18 protein-coding genes are annotated in these 18620 nt (G+C 69.0%); 8 read left to right on the plus strand and 10 right to left on the minus strand.

Translation table 11 applies throughout. The features are described from left to right. The first annotated feature begins 156 nt into the window (after positions 1 to 156). Positions 157 to 378 carry a hypothetical protein gene (locus tag DEU35_RS13310; protein ID WP_103209401.1) on the plus strand — a complete coding sequence of 74 codons (222 nt, stop codon included), beginning with the start codon at positions 157 to 159 and terminating at the stop codon, positions 376 to 378. 57 nt (positions 379 to 435) lie between these two features. Here DEU35_RS13310 and DEU35_RS13315 read toward each other — a convergent pair whose 3' ends face one another. Together DEU35_RS13315 and DEU35_RS13320 are read right to left on the minus strand one after the other, a co-directional pair. After that, a complete protein-coding gene (locus tag DEU35_RS13315) occupies positions 436 to 1479 on the minus strand; it encodes an alanine racemase (protein ID WP_116239786.1) in 1044 nt (347 codons plus the stop codon). After that, positions 1476 to 2126, minus strand: coding sequence for an alanine racemase C-terminal domain-containing protein (locus DEU35_RS13320; RefSeq protein WP_116239787.1), 651 nt, complete (start codon positions 2124 to 2126; stop codon positions 1476 to 1478). Before DEU35_RS13320 ends, DEU35_RS13315 begins: the two co-directional genes overlap by 4 nt. A gap of 44 nt (positions 2127 to 2170) precedes the next feature. On the opposite strand from DEU35_RS13320, the gene DEU35_RS13325 reads away from it, so the two are divergent. Beyond that, on the plus strand, positions 2171 to 3193 hold the full coding sequence (locus tag DEU35_RS13325; RefSeq protein ID WP_103209395.1) for a sugar-transfer associated ATP-grasp domain-containing protein: 1023 nt from the start codon (positions 2171 to 2173) through the stop codon (positions 3191 to 3193). Between the two features lie 232 nt (positions 3194 to 3425). Here DEU35_RS13325 and DEU35_RS13330 read toward each other — a convergent pair whose 3' ends face one another. From DEU35_RS13330 to DEU35_RS13340, 3 genes are all read right to left on the minus strand, one after another. Further along, complete coding sequence (locus DEU35_RS13330) at positions 3426 to 4124, minus strand: coenzyme F420-0:L-glutamate ligase (protein ID WP_103209393.1); 699 nt, start codon at positions 4122 to 4124, stop codon at positions 3426 to 3428. Beyond that, complete coding sequence (locus DEU35_RS13335; protein WP_103209391.1) at positions 4121 to 5443, minus strand: RNA polymerase sigma factor; 1323 nt, start codon at positions 5441 to 5443, stop codon at positions 4121 to 4123. Before DEU35_RS13335 ends, DEU35_RS13330 begins: the two co-directional genes overlap by 4 nt. A gap of 260 nt (positions 5444 to 5703) precedes the next feature. Beyond that, a complete protein-coding gene (locus DEU35_RS13340) occupies positions 5704 to 6630 on the minus strand; it encodes a proteasome assembly chaperone family protein (RefSeq protein WP_103209388.1) in 927 nt (308 codons plus the stop codon). A gap of 84 nt (positions 6631 to 6714) precedes the next feature. On the opposite strand from DEU35_RS13340, the gene DEU35_RS13345 reads away from it, so the two are divergent. The 3 genes from DEU35_RS13345 to sucB are packed head-to-tail and all read left to right on the plus strand — an operon-like array spanning position 6715 to position 11326. Next, a complete protein-coding gene (locus DEU35_RS13345; protein WP_116240061.1) occupies positions 6715 to 8181 on the plus strand; it encodes a leucyl aminopeptidase in 1467 nt (488 codons plus the stop codon). Beyond that, on the plus strand, positions 8178 to 9551 hold the full coding sequence (lpdA, locus tag DEU35_RS13350) for a dihydrolipoyl dehydrogenase (protein WP_116239788.1): 1374 nt from the start codon (positions 8178 to 8180) through the stop codon (positions 9549 to 9551). The genes DEU35_RS13345 and lpdA overlap by 4 nt, the downstream gene beginning before the upstream one ends. A 53-nt stretch (positions 9552 to 9604) precedes the next feature. Further along, the gene (sucB, locus tag DEU35_RS13355) at positions 9605 to 11326 is read left to right on the plus strand and encodes a 2-oxoglutarate dehydrogenase, E2 component, dihydrolipoamide succinyltransferase (protein WP_116239789.1); all 1722 of its coding nucleotides are present in this window, start codon (positions 9605 to 9607) and stop codon (positions 11324 to 11326) included. 17 nt (positions 11327 to 11343) lie between these two features. Here sucB and DEU35_RS13360 read toward each other — a convergent pair whose 3' ends face one another. Continuing rightward, positions 11344 to 12351, minus strand: coding sequence for a hypothetical protein (locus tag DEU35_RS13360; RefSeq protein ID WP_116239790.1), 1008 nt, complete (start codon positions 12349 to 12351; stop codon positions 11344 to 11346). A 117-nt stretch (positions 12352 to 12468) separates the two neighbouring features. Between DEU35_RS13360 and DEU35_RS13365 the strand changes: the two genes are divergently transcribed. Next, on the plus strand, positions 12469 to 13179 hold the full coding sequence (locus tag DEU35_RS13365; protein ID WP_103209378.1) for a DUF4191 domain-containing protein: 711 nt from the start codon (positions 12469 to 12471) through the stop codon (positions 13177 to 13179). A 56-nt stretch (positions 13180 to 13235) separates the two neighbouring features. Here the strand turns inward: DEU35_RS13365 and DEU35_RS13370 are convergent, their stop codons facing one another. After that, positions 13236 to 13664 (minus strand): RDD family protein, encoded by a 429-nt coding sequence (locus DEU35_RS13370; protein ID WP_258873562.1) that lies wholly within the window; start codon positions 13662 to 13664, stop codon positions 13236 to 13238. Between the two features lie 133 nt (positions 13665 to 13797). On the opposite strand from DEU35_RS13370, the gene glnA reads away from it, so the two are divergent. Continuing rightward, entirely contained in the window at positions 13798 to 15222 is a 1425-nt protein-coding gene (gene glnA, locus DEU35_RS13375; protein WP_103209374.1) for a type I glutamate--ammonia ligase, read from the plus strand. 95 nt (positions 15223 to 15317) lie between these two features. Here the strand turns inward: glnA and DEU35_RS13380 are convergent, their stop codons facing one another. The 3 genes from DEU35_RS13380 to DEU35_RS13390 are packed head-to-tail and all read right to left on the minus strand — an operon-like array spanning position 15318 to position 16831. Next, positions 15318 to 15629 (minus strand): DUF2277 domain-containing protein, encoded by a 312-nt coding sequence (locus DEU35_RS13380; protein WP_116239792.1) that lies wholly within the window; start codon positions 15627 to 15629, stop codon positions 15318 to 15320. 27 nt (positions 15630 to 15656) lie between these two features. Then, on the minus strand, positions 15657 to 15992 hold the full coding sequence (locus DEU35_RS13385) for a hypothetical protein (RefSeq protein ID WP_116239793.1): 336 nt from the start codon (positions 15990 to 15992) through the stop codon (positions 15657 to 15659). After that, the gene (locus tag DEU35_RS13390) at positions 15989 to 16831 is read right to left on the minus strand and encodes a GNAT family N-acetyltransferase (protein WP_116239794.1); all 843 of its coding nucleotides are present in this window, start codon (positions 16829 to 16831) and stop codon (positions 15989 to 15991) included. Before DEU35_RS13390 ends, DEU35_RS13385 begins: the two co-directional genes overlap by 4 nt. 88 nt (positions 16832 to 16919) lie before the next feature. Here DEU35_RS13390 and DEU35_RS13395 point away from each other — a divergent pair, with 88 nt between their 5' ends. After that, positions 16920 to 18620, plus strand: coding sequence for a long-chain-fatty-acid--CoA ligase (locus DEU35_RS13395; protein WP_116239795.1), 1701 nt, complete (start codon positions 16920 to 16922; stop codon positions 18618 to 18620).

An 18620-nucleotide genomic window follows, 5' to 3' on the forward strand; every position in this document is an offset into this window, starting at 1 on the left:
GCGTAATCGGAGGCGCCGACATCGCCTGCCAGACACACAGCGAGGTCGGGTCACCGTACGCGCACAGCGAAATGTGATCAAGCCGCGGCATAGGGGAAACATCCGCGTGGTTGTATATGGAGACTCGCCCACGACCACCTGAGGAGGGCACCCGACATGACCACCACGACTGCACCCGAAGCGTCAGCCGTCCTCGATCACCGCCTGACGGCGGCCGATCGCTGCGACTCCTGCGGCGCACAGGCGTACATCGCCGCGACGGTCAACGGCAGCGAGCTGCTGTTCTGCGCGCACCACGGCCGCAAGTACGAAGAGAAGCTCCGTAGCGTCGCCACCTCGTGGCACGACGAGACGGCGCGACTCAGCGCCGCCGAATAAGACCATTCCGTCAGAACGGGCCCCGTGCACCTTGTGCGTCGGGGCCCGTTCTTCGTATCAGGCGTGCGCGCTGACGTATACGCGAGGGACGGTGGGCGAGATACGCAGGGCGATCTCTTCGCCGATCGTGTCGACGAGTTCGGCGAGGTCGGTGACTCCGAAGAGCGCACCGGGGCCGAAGAGGGCGATCTCATCGCCGGGTGCGGCGTCGGCCCACGGGGCGAGCACCGTGTCCGTCGGGCCGATGGCCTCCACGCGCCGCGGCCCCTCGGGCGTCAGCACGTCGAAGCGCCCGGCCAGGGTGCTCGGCAGCCCGTGCAGGGCGCCGATGTCGAGGTGCACGCCCGCGAGATCCACCGCCGTCACGGTGGCGGAGAGCCGGCCGATCGGTTCGATCCCCAGCTCGCCCTCGCTCGGCCCGCCGGCGGGACGGATGCCGTACGAGAACGCCCCCACGCGTACGAGATCCTCCCGGAACTCCCCGCGGGCGAAACCGGCGGCACTCGCGGCGAGGTGCGAGAAGCGCGGGTCGAGTCCCGCGGCGCGCGCCGTCTCTCGTGCGGCGAGGAAGACCGCACGAGCGTCGTCGTCGTCGGCATCCGAGGCCTCCGAGATGTGCGACCAGATCCCCTCGAAGGCGGCGTGACCGTCGGCGACCAGCGCGGAGGTCTGCGCCAGGGCGGCCTCCCACCGCTCGGGGCGGATGCCGTTGCGATGCAGGCCGGTGTCGATCTTGAGGTGCACCCGGGCCGGGTGCTCGACGGGGAGCCCCGCGAGGTCGGCGAGCAGCGCTTCGTCGCCGATGCCGAGATCGAGATCGACGGCGACGCCGGCGGCCAGGTCGTCGCGTCCGCCGATCAGCCAGACGAAGATGCGCACGTCGGGCCCGGCGATGCGGCGCACCGCGGCCCCCGTGGCCACGTCGAAGGCGCCGATCCACCGCACGCCTTCCGCGACGGCGCGCCTCACGATCGGTTCCAACCCGTGAGCGTAGGCGTCGTCCTTGACGACGAGCATGGGGGCGGCGGGGGCGACCGCTTCGCGCACGCGGGCGAGGTTGCGGGCGAGAGCGTCGAGGTCGACGCGGTAGACGGCGCTCATCCGGTCACTCTCCGATCGGCACGGACGCCCACCACGGCGACGATTTCTGCGGCGCCGAGGCCTGTGGCATCCGCCCACTCCTCCACCGAGGGGTGGCCATCGGCCGGGTCGCCGAAGTAGACGACCTCGGTCCCGCGCGGCACGGTCTGACCCTCGACGTCGACGACGCAGACGTCCATCGCGACGCGCCCGACGATGCGATGCCGCCGACCGCCGATCGAGACCGTCGCCGTGTTGCCCAGCGACCGCACGACTCCCTGGGCATAGCCGCCCGTCACGAGGGCCACGGTGGTGTCGCGGGGCGCGCGGTGGGTGTAGCCGTACGAGACGCCCTCCCCGCGCAGAAGCGGCTTCGTGCCGAGGGCCCGACCGTGCAGCGACATCACGGGCCGTGCGTGGGAGCCCGGCAGACCGAACAGGACCGCGGCGTCGAGGGGTGCGGCATCCATCCCCAGATCCGAGAGCACGGATGCCACCCACTCGGCGCCGTGGCCCCACGCGTCGGCGGCGAAGACGTCGTCGGCACCGGAGCCGGTACCGGCCGCGAGGGCGAGAGGGGCGTTCCGGCGCAGGGCGGACTCGGAGATGCGGGCTACGGGCGACACTCCCCCGGCCGCGGGCAAGCGGGCAGAGAGCGTGGAGGACACCCCTTTAGACTAACGGGGTCCTCCTTCCCCGACCCCGGAGCCACATGCCTCAGCAGGGTTTCTCTCCCGTCACGCGCCTCCGCTACCTCGCCGGACGCGCCCGCCGCATCGATGTCGGATCCGTCGTCGAACGAGCCAAAGAGGCCTCCGCCCAGCACGGCAAGGCCCTGCCGCTCGTCGTCGCCGACATGCTGTACCAGGCGGGTGTGAAGAACGTCGGCTTCCAGGACTACATCGACTACGACTTCGCGATCCTCACCCCCGCCGAGCGCGCCACCTACATGACGCACCCGGTGTCGAACCAGATCTCGCAGAAGTACGACCACCCCGACTACCGCGGCCTGTTCCAGGACAAGGTCGAGTTCGACCGGACGTTCAGCGAGTTCCTGCGCCGCGAGTGGATGGTGGTGGATGCCGGCAACGCCGACGACCTGCGCGCCTTCACCGAGCGCCTCGGCACCATTGTCACGAAGGAGCCGGTCGGACAGGCCGGAACGGGCGTGCACCGCTACCACGCGGCCGACGTCGAGGACTGGGGCTCGTTCCACCGCGGACTGCTCGAGCGCGGGGAGATACTCGTCGAAGAGGTCATCCGCCAGCACGACGACCTCGCGGCCGTCTGCCCGGGTACCGTGAACACCACGCGCGTCACGGCGTTCTTCGACGGCGAGAAGACGCACATCCTGGCGATGGCCCAGAAGTTCGGCCGGGGGGCGGTCAGCGACCAGATGACCTTCGGCGGTTTCTACACGATGCTCGACGAGAACGGCCACGCCCTCGGCGCCGGCTACGACTCGCACGGGCACGTGCACGAGCTGCATCCCGACTCGGGCGTGCGCATCGCCGACTTCCAGCTGCCGATGATCGACGAGGTCACGGCCTTCGTCGACCAGGTCGCGCGTGTCGTACCGCAGGTGCAGTACGTGGGCTGGGACATCGTCGTGGGCCCCGAGGGCCCTGTGCTCGTCGAGGGCAACTGGGGCGCCGGCGTCTACGAGAACAAACCGAGCGTCACCGGCATCCGCACCGGACACAAGCCGCGGTATCAGGCGGCCATCGGGTTCTGATCCCGGATGCCGAGAGGCCCGTCCCCCGCGGGGGGCGGGCCTCTCGGCATCCGGGGGCGTCGACGGGCTCAGCTCCGTGCCTGCGGAGGGTCCTGAGTGTCTCGAAAGTCCGGAGTCGTGGCAGGGGTGCCGGGGGGGACTGATGGCCTCAGCCATCGCGCGGCGTCGCGAGCCGGCATCCCGATACCGAAAAGGCCCGCCCCGAGAACGGGACGGGCCTTTCACGCGGCTGTCAGCCGTGGCGCACGATGCCCAGCGGCGTGGACTCGTGCCCCTGGCCGAGCGGGTTGTCCTTGAGAATCGCGACGAGGCGCTTCTCGCCGGCCTTGTCCATCGTGGAGCCGAGGATGTTGCCGCCGAGGTCGTTGATGTCGACGACGGCGACCTGCAGGTCGCCGCCGAGCAGCGACTTCAGACGAGCGGCGACCTCGCGGGGGCGCTCCGGGCCGAGGACGACGGCCTGGTTGTACGGCGGGATCGTGCCCTTGGTGGGGCCGTCGATCGCGCGTGCCTTGTCGCCCGCGATGCGGTAGAAATCGCCCTTGCGTCCGAACGCTTTGGTCACGGCCGAGACGGCCGCGGCGAACAGGATGCGGGGCGTTCCGCACTCGCGCAGCGCCATCTCCATCGTCTCGGGCATGCCGAGGCCGATACCGTACGGCGTGCGCGTGACGTACTTCGACAGGAACAGCGCGAGCTTGCGGGGCGCGATCGTGTCGAGCTTGAACGACCGGCCCTGGGTGATCGCGACGATCTTCTCGGTGACGAACAGCAGGTCGCCCGGCTGCACGGCATCCTTCGCGTATTCGAGGATGAACGCGTCGAGGTCGTCGCCCGGCATGACGACCCGCGTGCGGATCGGGATGCGGGCGTACGACGTCCCCTCGACGGTGACGGTGAGCGCCTTGCCGGCATTGGCCTCGCCGCTCATTCGAGGTAGTCCCGAAGCGACTGCGAACGGCTCGGGTGACGCAGCTTCGCCATGGTCTTGGATTCGATCTGACGGATGCGCTCGCGCGTCACGCCGAAGGTGTCGCCGATCTGGTCGAGGGTCTTGGGCTGACCGTCGCCGAGGCCGAAGCGCATGCGGATCACGCCCGCCTCGCGCTCGCTGAGCGAGTCGAGGAGCGACTCGAGCTGGCGCTGCAGCATGGTGAAGCCCACCGCGTCGGCAGGGACGACGGCCTCGGTGTCCTCGATGAGGTCGCCGAACTCGCTGTCGCCGTCTTCACCCAGGGGCGTGTGCAGCGAGATGGGCTCGCGGCCGTACTTCTGGACCTCGATGACCTTCTCGGGGGTCATGTCGAGCTCGCGGCTGAGCTCTTCGGGCGTGGGTTCGCGACCGAGGTCCTGCAGCATCTGGCGCTGGACGCGGGCGAGCTTGTTGATGACCTCGACCATGTGCACCGGGATGCGGATGGTGCGGGCCTGGTCGGCCATGGCGCGCGTGATCGCCTGACGGATCCACCAGGTGGCGTAGGTCGAGAACTTGAAGCCCTTGGTGTAGTCGAACTTCTCGACCGCACGGATCAGGCCCAGGTTGCCCTCCTGGATGAGGTCGAGGAACTGCATGCCGCGCCCGGTGTAGCGCTTGGCGAGCGAGACGACCAGGCGAAGGTTGGCGCCGAGCAGGTGGCTCTTGGCGCGCTGACCGTCACGGGCGACCCACTGCAGATCGAGACCCAGTTGGCTCGTCTTCTCGGCCGCGGTCATGTTCGACAGCTTCTCTTCGGCGAACAGACCCGCCTCGATGCGCATGGCGAGTTCGACTTCTTCGGCCGCGTTCAACAGCGGCACCTTGCCGATCTGCTTCAGGTAGTCCTTGACCGGGTCGGCGGTCGCGCCGGTGATCTGGGCGGAGTAGACGGGGACGTCGTCCTCGTCGCTCGACGAGATGACGATCGCGCCGGTGGGGAGGGCCTCGGCGGGCGCCGCCGGGGTCTCGTCCTCGTCGTCGTCGTCGGACTTCTTCGCGTCTGTCTTGGCCGCGTCGTCGGAGTCGTCGCTGTCGTCGGCGTCGTCGATCTCGACATCGCCCACTTCGACGTCTTCCTCGTCTTCTTCGAGGTCGTCGTCTTTCTTGGCCTTCGTCTTCGCCTTGGCGGGGGCCGCCTTGGCCTTGGCGGGGGCCTTCTTCGCGGGGGCCTTCTTGGCGGCCGTCGTCTTCGACGCCGTCACGGTCTCCTCGGAGTTCTCGAGTTCGGTGTCCTTCGCACTCCGGGAGCGGGTCTTGGTTGTCGTGTCTGCCACGTTTCGCCTTTCACCGGGAACGTACGCTGCACGGCCACCGGTCGTTCTCGGACACTAGTAAGACCCTTGTCAAGTCCCGAACCGAGGAGCGGGGGCTCCTGGTCCGGTTGACAACGGGTCAGGTTCTTCATTATCTCACATCCCCGGACCGGGACTTGACGTGGGCCGGGTTTATATGTGTAGACAACGTCCGCGAGGGCGGAGGCATTCCCGGATGCCGAGCCTTCGGCATCCCATCGACCTGGGCGGCGAGGCTGCGGTCAGCCGAGCTTGCCGCGGCGGTCGTCGTCGCCGGGGCGGGTGGCGAGGAAGCGCTCCAGCTCGGCGGCGAGCTCGTCGGCGCTGGGGAGGTCACCCGTGTGGATGATCGGCGTGGCCTGCGTCGAGCCGGCCATATAGGCGTCGTAGCGTTCCTCGAGGTTCTCGAGCATGCGGGTCAACTCGTCACTGCCCTCGACCTGCTCAGTGACCTTACCGAGGAACTCGCGGTTCTCTTCGCGCAGGACCTCGCCCGCGAACACCAGGCCGGTGGCAACCGTGAGACTGTCGAGCGCCGCGAGGGTCGCCGCGGGATATTCGGTATCGCCGAGATAGTGCGGAACGAGGAGGGCGAAGCCGACGACCTTCGCTCCGGCTTCCGCGAAACGGTACTCGAGCAGGTGGCCCGCCGTGGAGGGAACCTGCGTGTGGGGGCGCCAGACCGAGTGCGCTTCGGCCAGGTCGGGGCGGGTGCCGCTCACGGTCGTTCCGATCGGACGCGTGTGAGGGACCGGCATGGGGATCGCGTGCACCCACGTGACCGACGACACCTGAAGACCCGCCGACAGCTCGAGGACGGTCTCGGCGAAGGCCTCCCACAAGAAGTCGGGCTCATAACCCGCAAGAAGAAGGAACGGTTGTCCGAGTGAGTCGTGCGCGAGCGAGAGCTCGAGGCGCGCTGGCCGGAAGTCGGTGAGGTGATCCTCGACGAACGTGATCGCGGGGCGACGTGCCCGGTAATCCAGCAGCGAATCATTGTCGAAGACGAAGAGGGCGTTGGGCTGCACGTCGTTGCGGAAGTACTCGACCAGGCGGGTCACCGCGCCACCGGCATCCGTGAACCCGGTGAGGGCGATCACGAGCGGCAGGCCCGACGGCACGGGCGGCGCCGCGGGGGCGCGGTCGTACAGCGGGGCAGAGGAACGCATACGTCCACTCTACGAGCGTGCCGGATGCGACGGCGGCGGTGCGTCCCGCTCCTAGCGAACACGCTCGAACCTAGGATGGATGCCATGCCGTTTCCCTCAGTGGCGTACACCCACGCCCCCGCTCTCGAGTCCGACGCCGATGCGATCCTGCTGATCGTCCCTACCGTTTCGGAGGGAGCACCGGATCCGGCGGGCTGGGACGGGCTCACGGCCGCGCTGTCTGCGGTCGGTTTCACGGGTGCCGCCGGATCGTTCCAGCGCGTCCACGTGCCGGGAGTCTCGACCCCCGTCGCCGTGGTCGGTGCGGGCGCCGACCCCGCCGCGGCCCAGCTGCGGGATGCCGCGGGAGCGGGCCTGCGTCAGCTGACGGGCTTCGAGCACGTCGCGGTGCAGTCGCTCGCCCCTTCCGCGTGGCGGCCGCTCGCCGAGGGCGCTGCCCTGGGCGGTTATCGCTTCGCCGACTACAAGAAGAAGGCGTCGAAGGTGCGCGCCACCCGCGTGACCGTCGTCGCCGAGGATGCGCCCTCGGACGCCGACACCGCGGCGGTTTCCGCCGTCGCCGGGGCCGTCGCCCTGGTGAAAGACCTGGTCACCACCCCGGCCGAGTGGCTCGGCCCCGCCGACTTCGCTGAGGCGGCGGTCACGGCCGTCGAGGGTCTTCCCGTCGAGGTCGAGGTGCTCGACGAGGACGCCCTCCGCGAGGGCGGCTACGGCGGCATCCTCGGCGTGGGACAGGGTTCCGACCGCCCGCCGCGCATGGTGCGTCTCGATTACTCTCCCGCTGGTGCCGAGCGTCACGTCGCTCTGGTCGGCAAGGGCATCACGTTCGACACCGGCGGGCTCTCCCTGAAGCCGCCGGCATCGATGGTCGGGATGAAGTACGACATGTGCGGGGCTGCGACGGTGCTCGCGGTTCTGAAGGCCGCTGCCGAGATGCAGCTGCCCGTCCACGTCAGCGCGTGGCTCTGCATCGCCGACAACATGCCGTCGGGCCGCGCCACCCGCCCGGGTGACGTGCTGCGCACTCTCGACGGCACCACGGTAGAGGTGTTGAACACCGACGCCGAGGGTCGCCTCGTGCTCGCGGACGGTCTCGCCGCAGCGAGCCGCGAGAACCCCGACCTCATCGTCGACGTCGCGACCCTGACCGGAGCGATCACCGTCGCCCTCGGCAACCGTCACACGGGTGTCATGGGCGACGACGACGCCGTCGCCACCTACCTCGCCGCCTCGGCCCGCACCGCTGAGCTCGCGTGGCAGCTGCCGCTTCCCGACCACATGGTCGACGATCTCGACTCCCCCATCGCCGACCTGCAGAACGCCAAGATCGGTGACCCCGCCGGTGGCTCGCTGTTCGCCGGGCTCTTCCTGCGTCACTTCGTCGGCCGTGTCTCGGCGGACGCCGATGCTCCGCGCATCCCCTGGGTGCACCTCGACATCGCCGGAGTGGGCATGAACAAGTCCGCACCGTTCGGCTACACCGACAAGGGCGTGACGGGAGCAACGGTCCGCTCGCTCGTCGAGATGCTGGCCACGGACGGCGCACGGTGACCGAATACACCGCCGACGTGGTCGTTCTCGGCGGCGGAAGCGGCGGCTACGCCGCGGCTCTCCGCCTCGCCGAGTTGGGCAAGGACGTGGTGCTCGTCGAGAAGGACAAGCTCGGCGGAACGTGCCTGCACCGCGGCTGCATCCCCACCAAAGCGCTGCTGCATGCCGGGGAGGTGGCTGACGCCGCTCGCGGTGCGTCCGACATCGGGGTACGGGTGACCTTCTCGGGAATCGATCCCGCGCGGGTGCGGTCCTATCGCGAGGGCATCGTCGCGAAGAAGTTCAAGGGTCTCGAAGGACTGATCTCGGCTCGCGGCATCCGGGTGGTCCGCGGAGCGGGTGCACTCGAGGCCGGACCCGCGGTACGCGTCGGCGACGACGTCTACCGCGGCACCGATGTCATCCTCGCGACCGGTTCGTACAGCCGCAGCCTGCCCGATCTCGAGATCGGTGGACGCGTGCTGACGAGCGAGCAGGCCCTCGACCTCGATGTGATCCCCGAGCGGGTGATCGTGCTCGGGGGCGGCGTCATCGGCGTCGAGTTCGCGAGCGTGTGGCGTTCATTCGGCGTGGACGTCACGATCGTCGAGGCGCTTCCGCATCTGCTGCCGGCGGAGGACGTGGCATCCAGCAAGGCTCTCGAGCGCGCTTTCCGCAAGCGCGGGATCGCCTTCCAGCTGGGTCGACGCTTCGCCTCCCTCACTCAGACCGCGGACTCCGCGACCGTGACCCTCGACGACGGGTCGGAACTCGTGGCCGACTACGTTCTGGTCGCCGTGGGTCGCGGTCCCGTGACGGCCGGCCTCGGTTACGAAGAAGCCGGTGTCGTGCTGGAGCGCGGCTTCGTCCAGACCGACGAGCGCCTGCGCACCGCGGCCGCCCACGTGTGGGCGGTCGGCGACATCGTGCCCGGCCTGCAGCTCGCGCACCGCGGATTCCAGCAGGGCATCTTCGTCGCGGAAGAGATCGCGGGGCTCTCCCCCGTCCTCGTCCCCGACGTCGACGTCCCCCGCGTCGCCTACTCCCACCCCGAGGTCGCGTCTGTCGGACTGACCGAAGCGCAGGCTGCGGATCGTTACGGATCCGATGCCGTAAAGGCGTACGAGTACAACCTGGCCGGGAACGGCCGCAGCGAGATCATCGGCACCTCGGGGATCGTCAAGATCGTCCGGCGCGTCGACGGGCCCGTCGTCGGCGCCCACCTGGTGGGCGATCGCGTCGGCGAGTTGATCTCGGAAGCTCAGCTCGCGGTGGGCTGGGAGGCCCACCCCGAGGACATCGCGCCGTTCGTCCACGCACACCCCACCCAGAGCGAGGCGCTCGGCGAGGCCTTCCTGGCCCTCGCCGGCAAGCCCCTGCACGCACTCTGACCACAACCGGTCACTAAGCTAGGTACCGCATCCGGTACGAAGGAGACATACCCATGAGCACTTCCGTCGTCCTCCCCGCTCTCGGCGAGAGCGTCACCGAGGGAACGGTCACCCGCTGGCTCAAGCAGGTCGGTGACACCGTCCAGGAGGACGAGGGTCTGCTGGAGATCTCGACCGACAAGGTCGACACCGAGATCCCCTCGCCCGTCTCGGGCGTGATCGAGGAGATCCTGGTCCAGGAAGACGAGACCGTCGAGGTCGGCGCGGTCCTCGCGAAGATCGGTGACGGCTCGGGTGCCGCGTCGTCCGACGACGCCCCCCAGGCCGCCCCGGCCGAGCAGGAGTCCGCGCCCGCGGAAGAGGCGGCTCCCGCCGAGTCCGCTCCGGTCGAGCAGGCCGCTCCCGCCGAGCAATCGGCTCCGGCCGCCGGTGGTGACTCGACCGAGGTGAAGCTTCCCGAGCTCGGTGAGAGCGTTACCGAGGGCACCGTCACCCGCTGGCTGAAGGCCGTGGGCGACGACGTCGCGGTCGACGAGCCCCTCCTCGAGATCTCGACCGACAAGGTCGACACCGAGATCCCGTCGCCGGTCGCCGGCACTCTGCAGGAGATCCTGGTGCAGGAGGACGAGACGGTCAACGTCGGTGCCGCCCTCGCGCGCATCGGCAGCGGTGCGGCCCCGGCTGCGCAGCCGGCGGAGCCCGCCCCGGCTCCCGCCGCTGAGGAGAAGCCCGCCGCTCCCGCCCCCGCTGCCGAGCAGAAGCCGGCCGAGCAGCCGGCCCCCGCCGCGGAAGAGAAGCCCGCCGCTCCCGCCGAGAAGCCGGCCGGGCAGGCCCCCGCCGCATCGTCGAACGACGACGTCACGTACGTGACGCCGCTCGTGCGCCGCCTGGCGCAGCAGCAGGGCGTCGATCTAGCCTCGGTCAAGGGCAGCGGTGTCGGCGGACGTATCCGCAAGGAAGATGTGCTCAAGGCCGCCGAGGCCGCGAAGGCGGCTCCGGCCGCGTCGTCGGCTCCCGCCGCCGCAGCTCCGGCTGCTCCCGCCCCCGTGGAGGTCTCGCCCCTGCGCGGCACCACGCAGAAGATGTCGCGTCTGCGCAAGGTCATCGCGGAGCGCGCCGTCGCATCGATGCAGGCGACCGCTCAGCTGACCACCGTCGTCGAGGTCGACGTGACGAAGCTCGCCGCGCTGCGCGATCGCATGAAGGGCGAGTTCCAGCAGAAGACGGGCGACAAGCTCTCGTTCCTGCCGTTCTTCGCCATCGCGGCCATCGAGGGCCTCAAGGCGTACCCGATCATCAACTCCACGGTCGAGGGCGACGAGATCGTGTACCCGGCTCACGAGAACGTCTCGATCGCGGTCGACACCGAGCGCGGCCTGCTGACGCCGGTGGTCAAGGACGCCGGCGACAAGAACATCGCCCAGCTCGCGCGCGAGATCGCCGACCTCGCTGCCCGCACGCGCGACAACAAGCTGAAGCCCGACGAGCTCGCCGGTGGCACCTTCACGCTGACCAACACCGGTTCGCGTGGCGCGCTGTTCGACACGCCCATCGTGTTCCTGCCCCAGTCGGCGATCCTCGGCCTCGGCGCCGTGGTGAAGAAGCCGGGGATCGTGTCGGTCGACGGGAAGGACGCCATCGCGGTGCGCTCGTACGTGTACCTCGCGCTGTCGTACGACCACCGCATCATCGACGGCGCCGACGCGGCCCGCTTCCTGGGCACCGTCAAGGCCCGTCTCGAGGCGGCGCAGTTCGAGGGCGACCTCGGGATCTGATCCCACCGAGCACCAGCTCATGATGGCTGGTCCGCGACCGTTCTGGCGGCGCGGACCAGCCATCTCTCGTTCTGCCGCACGAGAGTGACGTACTGCGTCGATCCTGCGGCGTCGACGCGTACGACGGTCACTCCCCCGAAGTCGTCGACCACCTCGATCTCCCCCGCGGCGGCATCCGCGAGGAGAGGCTCCCGCGGGAACACCGAATTCTCCTCGTAGGACGACGCGCAGGCCTCGTCGTCGCGGCATCCGGCGATGTCTGTGAAGAGCCTCCGCGCGATCTCTTCGACGTCATCGGAGAGCGGGCGTCTTTCGTCGACCGGCGGCGGGTCCGACAGCCACGGCGTGGAGGAGGTCGGTGCGGGATCCATCAGCACCTGTTCGGATGCGGCCGGCTCCGAGTTGTGCTCGGCCGGAATGAGCGAAAAACCGATGACCGCTAGCACTGCGAGGCCCCCTCCGACGGTCGCGAGTCGAAGCATCCGGGACGTGCGCCAGCGCTCCCGGATGTCCTCGAGAGCGATGCGCGAAGCCTCGGCCAGATCGGCGTCGACCAACTCGAGCACACGCGCCACCGCACCCTCGCGCTCGGGTGAAGGCGGTGCTGCGTCGACGGACGGGATGAGCGGGCCGAGGACGAGAGGCAGAGGCGCCGCGTGCGAGAAGAGGCGTCTTTCCACGGCATCCCAATCCCGGGGAGGGCGGGTCAGGACGCTCTCTCGTGCTCGACCGAGGATGTCGCGGGTGGGCGGGTCTGCGGCGATCTCGGCGAGGTGCGCGAGGCTCTCCGCCGTCGCGGCGACGCCGTCCGGTCCGGCCGGGTCGTCCACGGCCACGGGGCAGCCGGTCGCCGTCAGCCACCAGGTCGTTCCCTCTCGAGCGGCTGCTGCCTCGCGGCAGCCGCGAAGGAGGCCGACGGCCGCGGTCACCGCCTCCCCCGCGGTGAGAGGGACGGTGCTGCGCGCGCGGCGCCGCAGGTATGCGTCGAACGGTTCGGCGAGAACGGATGCCGTGGAGCTGCTCATCCCGCGATGGTGGCGGAACAGCTCCGATCGCGTGTCGAGAAATGTCGGATGCGGGGACCACCCGACGGAACAGTCCGCTGGGGAGGAAGGTCTCGCGGCAAAGATAGAATCATCTTCATGGCCGCTCGCACCACCACGCCCGAGAAGCGTCCGGGCTTCTTCTCGCAGCTGAAAACCCTGTACACCTTCACTCAGAAGGAGTACCGGTGGCTGCCGTTCCTGCTGGCCGGTATCGTACTGCTGGGCATCGCCCTCGGCGTGCTCGTCGGCTTCCTCATCCCGCCGCTGGCGGCGTGGAGTGTCATCCTCTGGGGCGTGACGGGTCTGCTGGCCGGCATCCTGGCCTCGATGATCACCATGACCCGTCTGTCGACGACGGCCATGTACAAGAAGATCGACGGTATGCCCGGGGCGACCGGTCACGTGCTGTCGTCGTCGCTCGGCCGTAACTGGCAGGCCTCTGAGGCCCCGATCGGCGTCAACCCCCGTACGCAGGAGGCCGTGTACCGCGCGATCGGTCGCGGAGGTGTCGTTCTCATCGGTGAGGGCAACCGCAGCCGACTGACGCGTCTGGTCGGCGAGGAGCGTTCCCGCGTGACGCGCGTCGCGGCCGGCGTCCCCGTCACCGTGCTCTACGTCGGTCATGGCGACGACGAGGTGCCGATCGCCAAGCTGGCCTCGACCATCAAGGCGCTGCCCAAGAAGGTCGATCGCTCCACGATGGCCGCCGTCATCAAGCGCGTGTCGTCCGTGTCGCAGGGGCTGTCGTCGCTGCCGATCCCGAAGGGCGTCGACCCGACGAAGATGCGCTCCCCGCGTCCCCGCTGACTCCGCGACAAAGGCCCCCGCTCAGGCGGGGGCCTTTGTCATCGGTGCCGACGGGTTCAGGTGCGGACGAGAACCGTGCCGACCACCTTGTCGTGCAGACCCCGCTGGTCGGCGTCCCAGACCACGGCGGGGATGATGAGCGCGAGCAGCACGGTGCGGACGATCGGGCGCCAGACGCCCACCCAGCCTCCGGATGCCAGCTCCAACCGCATTCCCATGATCCGGTGCCCCGGGCTCCCGCCCAGGAGGGGGATGAAGAGGATCTGCACGGCGAAGAAGATGAGGTTCGTCGCGATCGGATTCGCGAACGGGACGCCCGTCACGGGGTCGGGGGCGGAGAAGAAGGCATATCCGATCAGGCCGGCGCTGGCGACGTCGATCAGCAGGGCCGCGATGCGGCGCCCCGGGCGGGCGATGGAGCCGCGACCCTCGCGGGGAAGGCCGAGCCGCTGGCCCGGATACTCGTTCTCGGCGGGGAGGCTCACGACATCCAGCGTAATCGGCGCCACGTAACATCCCCGAAACATGCGAGATATGACCGGGACACCGGTTCTGGGTAGGGTCGAGGAGGCTGGCCGAGGCCGGCATGATCCCGAATGTTCTACCTCTGGAGTCTTCATGTTCAAAGATTCGTCCGAGGTGCTGAAGTTCATCCAGGACGAGGACGTCAAGTTCCTCGACATCCGTTTCACGGATCTTCCTGGTGTGCAGCAGCACTTCAACATCCCCGCCTCGACCGTCGACGAGGAGTTCTTCACCGTCGGACAGCTGTTCGATGGCTCGTCGATCCGCGGGTTCGCGAACATCCACGAGTCGGACATGCAGCTGATCCCCGACGTGACCACGGCGTACGTCGACCAGTTCCGCGAGGCCAAGACCCTCGTCATGATCTTCGACATCTACAACCCGCGCAACGGTGAGATCTACGGCAAGGACCCGCGCCAGGTCGCCAAGAAGGCCGAGAAGTATCTCGCCTCCACCGGCATTGCCGACACCGCGTTCTTCGCCCCCGAGGCCGAGTTCTACATCTTCGACGACGTGCGTTACGAAGTGAAGCAGAACTCGAGCTTCTACTCGGTCGACTCCGAGGAAGGCGCCTGGAACACCGGTCGCGAAGAAGAGGGCGGAAACCTCGCCAACAAGACCCCGTACAAGGGCGGCTACTTCCCCGTCTCCCCCGTCGACAAGACGGCGGACCTCCGCGACGACATCACCCTCAAGCTGATCGAGGCGGGCTTCGCTCTCGAGCGCTCGCACCACGAGGTCGGCACCGGTGGTCAGCAGGAGATCAACTACCGCTTCGACACGATGCTGCACGCGGCCGACGACATCCTGAAGTTCAAGTACATCGTCAAGAACACCTGCGAGCAGTGGGGCAAGGTCGCGACCTTCATGCCCAAGCCGCTCTTCGGCGACAACGGCTCGGGCATGCACACCCACCAGTCGCTGTGGAACGACGGCAAGCCGCTGTTCTACGACGAGACCGGATACGGCGGGCTCTCCGACATCGCCCGTTGGTACATCGGTGGCCTGCTGGCGCACGCGCCGGCCGTCCTCGCCTTCACCAACCCGACCCTCAACAGCTACCACCGTCTGGTGAAGGGCTTCGAGGCGCCGGTCAACCTGGTGTACTCGGCCGGTAACCGCTCCGCTGCCATCCGCATCCCGATCACGGGCACCAACCCCAAGGCCAAGCGCATCGAGTTCCGCGCGCCCGACGCCTCGGGCAACCCGTACCTCGCGTTCGCGGCTCAGCTCATGGCCGGTATCGACGGCATCAAGAACCGCATCGAGCCGCACGAGCCCGTCGACAAGGACCTCTACGAGCTCCCCGCCGAAGAGGCCAAGAACATCCCGCAGGTTCCGAACTCGCTGCTCGACTCGCTCGAGGCTCTGCGCGCCGACCACGAGTTCCTTCTCGCCGGTGGCGTCTTCACGCAGGAGCTGATCGACACCTGGATCGAGTACAAGATCGAGAACGAGATCCAGCCGATCGCCCAGCGCCCGCACCCCTTCGAGTACGAGCTGTACTTCGGGGTCTGATCGCCCGATCATCCACGTCGACGCCCGTTCCCGCCGTTTCGCGGGGGCGGGCGTCGTCGTTCGCCGGGATATGCCAGGAGTGGCGGCATCCCGTCTCAGTCCGCGCGCGCCGCGCGCTTCTGCTCCTGGAACAGGCGAATCGCCTCGTACCGTTCGGCGGAGCGGGCCTGACGCTTCGCCGCTTCGACCTCGCGCACCTTCGGCGGGGCATTCGTCACCAGGTCATCGAGCAGGTGCCGGACGGATGCCGAGATCTCAGCCACGGCACGATCGAAGACGTCCGTATTCGCCCGCGACGGCGACGTCGACCCCACGATCTTGCGTACGAACTGCAGCGCTGCGTCGTGGCACTCGGTATCCGTCGCCGGGGGCGTGAAGTTGTGCAGGGGAACGATGTTGCGGCACATGCCCGACAGGCTAGGCCGATCGACCGCTCACCGCGAGGGGCGTCGCGTGCCCTCGCGCGGGACGTCGTGCCAGGTGCGGGCCAGGCGGACGGCCAGCGCGGCGCCATAGACGAGGCAGAGAGCGGCGAACGGTCCGCCGATCCAGACCATGACCCCGGCCGGGATGTGCCGCCGACCCGAGCCGAGGGCCTCTCCCCATTCGAGGGTGCCGGAGCCGAGCTCGGCGAGGATCGAGAGCACGTACCCGCCGAGCGCCGCTCCGAACACGATGGCGCCGATGACCAGGAGCAGCGCCCGCGTGCGCCCGCGCGCACGCAACTGGCGATCCAGCTCGCGCGTCCAGCGCCCTCCGGCCCGGCTCACGGGGCGGGGATCTCGACGAGGCGGAACCAGCGCCCGGGCGGGGCGAGGCGGGACAGCGCGGGGAGGAAGTGCGGGTCGCTCACGTGTCCGTCGAAATCGACGAGGGTCAGACCCCGGTGCGCGAGGCTCGCCATCGCGCGGCGGATGCATCCCTCGACGAGGTGCTCGCCGCCCGGCTGATCGCGCGTCGTCGTCTCGGCGACGATGAGCGCCGGGTCCGTATCGACGAAAGTGAGAGCCAGAGCCAGCATGCCCCCCGAGTCGTCCACCGCAACGGCGGACGCATCGGCATCGAGGTCGTCCCAGAGCCCCTCGACAAGAGCGTGTTCGAAACCGTCGCGCACCGGGCTCCAGTTCTCGTGCGTCCAGCGGTACATCGCGGCGAAGGCTGTCTCGACGTGGGACCGGGCGACTCCCGCGAGCGGTTGCACGTCGGCGTGGGGACGCAGCTCCCTCCGGAGATCGAGGGCCGCACGTGCGGGCGGCACGATCTGGATCGTGCGGGCACCGAGCGCGTCGGCGAAACGCATGGCTTCGTCGTCGACGTACCCACGGGCCATGAAGGGCAGATCGCGTGATCGCAGGGTCGACAGATGCCCTACCAGGGCGGTGCCGATGCCACTGCGGCGCCTCGCGGGATCCACGACGACCTCGAGCCAGAAACGGTCCTCGTGCACGCGTGACAACCAGATCGCTCCCGCGGCCACGACCACGTCGCCGTCGAGAGCCACAGCAGAGCGCGTCTCGTCGTTTCGCCAGCGGTCCCCATCGAGAGAGCGGCCGCCCCACCATGACGGCGAGGCGTCGAGGTCGTCGTCGGTCAGTGGTCGGAAGTGCACTCCCCCATCGAATCAGGTCGTCGGCTTCCCGGCATCCCCCCAGGTCAAGCGCCGCCGGGATGCCCGAGGGGCACGGGAGGATAGGACTATGCCGGAGTCTCCTTACGCGTCTCGTCCGTGGTCGTCCTCCTACGCCGAGGGTGTGCCCCTCGATATCGACGAGCCCTCGCAAACGCTTCCCGACATGCTGGCGGCATCGGTCGCCCAGTTCGGCAAGAAAACCGCCCTCGAGTTCTTCGGGGCGCCCACCACCTACCGTGAGCTCGGGGACCAGGTGTCCCGAGCCGCCGAGGGACTACGGCGCCTCGGTGTGCGGGCAGGTGACCGCGTCGCTCTCGTGCTGCCGAACTCCCCGCAGCACGTGGTCGCGTTCTACGCCGCGCTGCGGCTCGGGGCCATCGTCATCGAGCACAACCCGATCTACACCCCGCGTGAGCTCCGCCACCAGTTCGAAGACCACGGAGCGCGGTTCGCGATCGTGTGGGACAAGCTGGCCGACACCGTCGCCGAGTTCCCCGCCGACCTGGCGCTCGAGAAGATCATCAGCGTCGACATCACGGCCGCGCTCCCCCTCGCCAAGCGACTGGCACTGCGTCTGCCCATCGCGAAGGCCAAGGCCGCCCGCGAGCAGCTCACGAGCACCCCGCGCTCGAAGCGGCCGCTCGCGTGGGAGAAGCTGCTGACGCACGGCACGCTCTCGCGTAAGCACGCGGGGCCGGTTCTCGACGACATCGCACTGTTGCAATACACCAGCGGCACCACAGGTACGCCTAAGGGTGCGGTCCTCACGCACTCCAACCTCCGCGCGAACGCGATGCAGGGTCGCGCGTGGGTACCCGGCCTGCGCGACGGTGAAGAGACGTTCTACGGTGTGCTCCCGCTCTTCCACGCCTACGGACTCACGCTCTGCCTTACGTTCGCGATGAGCATCGGCGCGAAACTCGTGCTGTTTCCCAAGTACGACCTCGACCTGGTGTCGGCGGCGGCGAAGAAGAGTCCGCCGACGTTCCTTCCGGCGGTTCCCCCCATCTACGATCAGCTCGCGCGCGCGGCAGCGCGCGGCACCCTCGATCTGAGCAGCGTGCGGTTCGCGATCTCAGGCGCGATGAGTCTGCCTGTCGCCACCGTGGATCGCTGGGAGGCCGCCACCGGCGGATTGCTCGTCGAGGGCTACGGCATGACGGAGTCCTCGCCCGTGGCCCTCGGCAATCCGATCGGACCGTCGCGCCGACCCGGAACGGTGGGCGTGCCGTTCCCCAGCACCGACATCCGCGTCGTGGACCCCGACGACCCCACCGTCGACCGGCCCCAGGGCGAGGCCGGCGAGCTGTTGCTGCGTGGTCCGCAGGTCTTCCAGGGCTACTGGAACCGTCCGTCCGACACGGCGGAGACGCTGCTCGACGGCGGCTGGCTGCGGACGGGCGACATCGCCACGGTCTCGCCCGACGGATTCGTCACCATCGTCGACCGACTGAAAGAGATCATCATCACCGGCGGCTTCAACGTCTCGCCGAGCGAGGTCGAAGACGTGCTCACCTCGCACCCCGACATCGCGGGAGCGGCCGTGGTCGCTCTTCCGAAGTCCAGCGGCCAAGAAGACGTCGCCGCGGCGATCGTGCTGCGCGAGGGCGTGCACGTCGAGCCCGACGCCATCCGCGACTTCTGCAAGACGCGTCTCGCGGCCTACAAGGTTCCGCGCCGTGTCGTGGTGGTCGACGATCTCCCCCGTTCGCTCATCGGCAAGGTGCAGCGCCGTGAGGTTCGCGAACGCCTGATGTCCAAAACATGA

Origin of the sequence: Microbacterium sp. AG157, from assembly GCF_003385695.1 — a bacterium.
GTDB lineage: Bacteria > Actinomycetota > Actinomycetes > Actinomycetales > Microbacteriaceae > Microbacterium > Microbacterium testaceum.

What these genes read in the sequence shown, in the direction of transcription:
- DEU35_RS13310 (WP_103209401.1), top strand. Translation starts at nt 157, where the DNA reads ATGACCACCACGACTGCACCCGAAGCGTCAGCCGTCCTCGATCACCGC.
- DEU35_RS13330 (WP_103209393.1), bottom strand. Translation starts at nt 4,124, where the DNA reads ATGAGCGGCGAGGCCAATGCCGGCAAGGCGCTCACCGTCACCGTCGAG.
- DEU35_RS13345 (WP_116240061.1), top strand. Translation starts at nt 6,715, where the DNA reads ATGCCGTTTCCCTCAGTGGCGTACACCCACGCCCCCGCTCTCGAGTCC.
- DEU35_RS13360 (WP_116239790.1), bottom strand. Translation starts at nt 12,351, where the DNA reads ATGAGCAGCTCCACGGCATCCGTTCTCGCCGAACCGTTCGACGCATAC.
- DEU35_RS13325 (WP_103209395.1), top strand. Translation starts at nt 2,171, where the DNA reads ATGCCTCAGCAGGGTTTCTCTCCCGTCACGCGCCTCCGCTACCTCGCC.
- DEU35_RS13380 (WP_116239792.1), bottom strand. Translation starts at nt 15,629, where the DNA reads ATGTGCCGCAACATCGTTCCCCTGCACAACTTCACGCCCCCGGCGACG.
- DEU35_RS13365 (WP_103209378.1), top strand. Translation starts at nt 12,469, where the DNA reads ATGGCCGCTCGCACCACCACGCCCGAGAAGCGTCCGGGCTTCTTCTCG.
- glnA (WP_103209374.1), top strand. Translation starts at nt 13,798, where the DNA reads ATGTTCAAAGATTCGTCCGAGGTGCTGAAGTTCATCCAGGACGAGGAC.
- DEU35_RS13395 (WP_116239795.1), top strand. Translation starts at nt 16,920, where the DNA reads ATGCCGGAGTCTCCTTACGCGTCTCGTCCGTGGTCGTCCTCCTACGCC.
- DEU35_RS13340 (WP_103209388.1), bottom strand. Translation starts at nt 6,630, where the DNA reads ATGCGTTCCTCTGCCCCGCTGTACGACCGCGCCCCCGCGGCGCCGCCC.
- sucB (WP_116239789.1), top strand. Translation starts at nt 9,605, where the DNA reads ATGAGCACTTCCGTCGTCCTCCCCGCTCTCGGCGAGAGCGTCACCGAG.
- DEU35_RS13315 (WP_116239786.1), bottom strand. Translation starts at nt 1,479, where the DNA reads ATGAGCGCCGTCTACCGCGTCGACCTCGACGCTCTCGCCCGCAACCTC.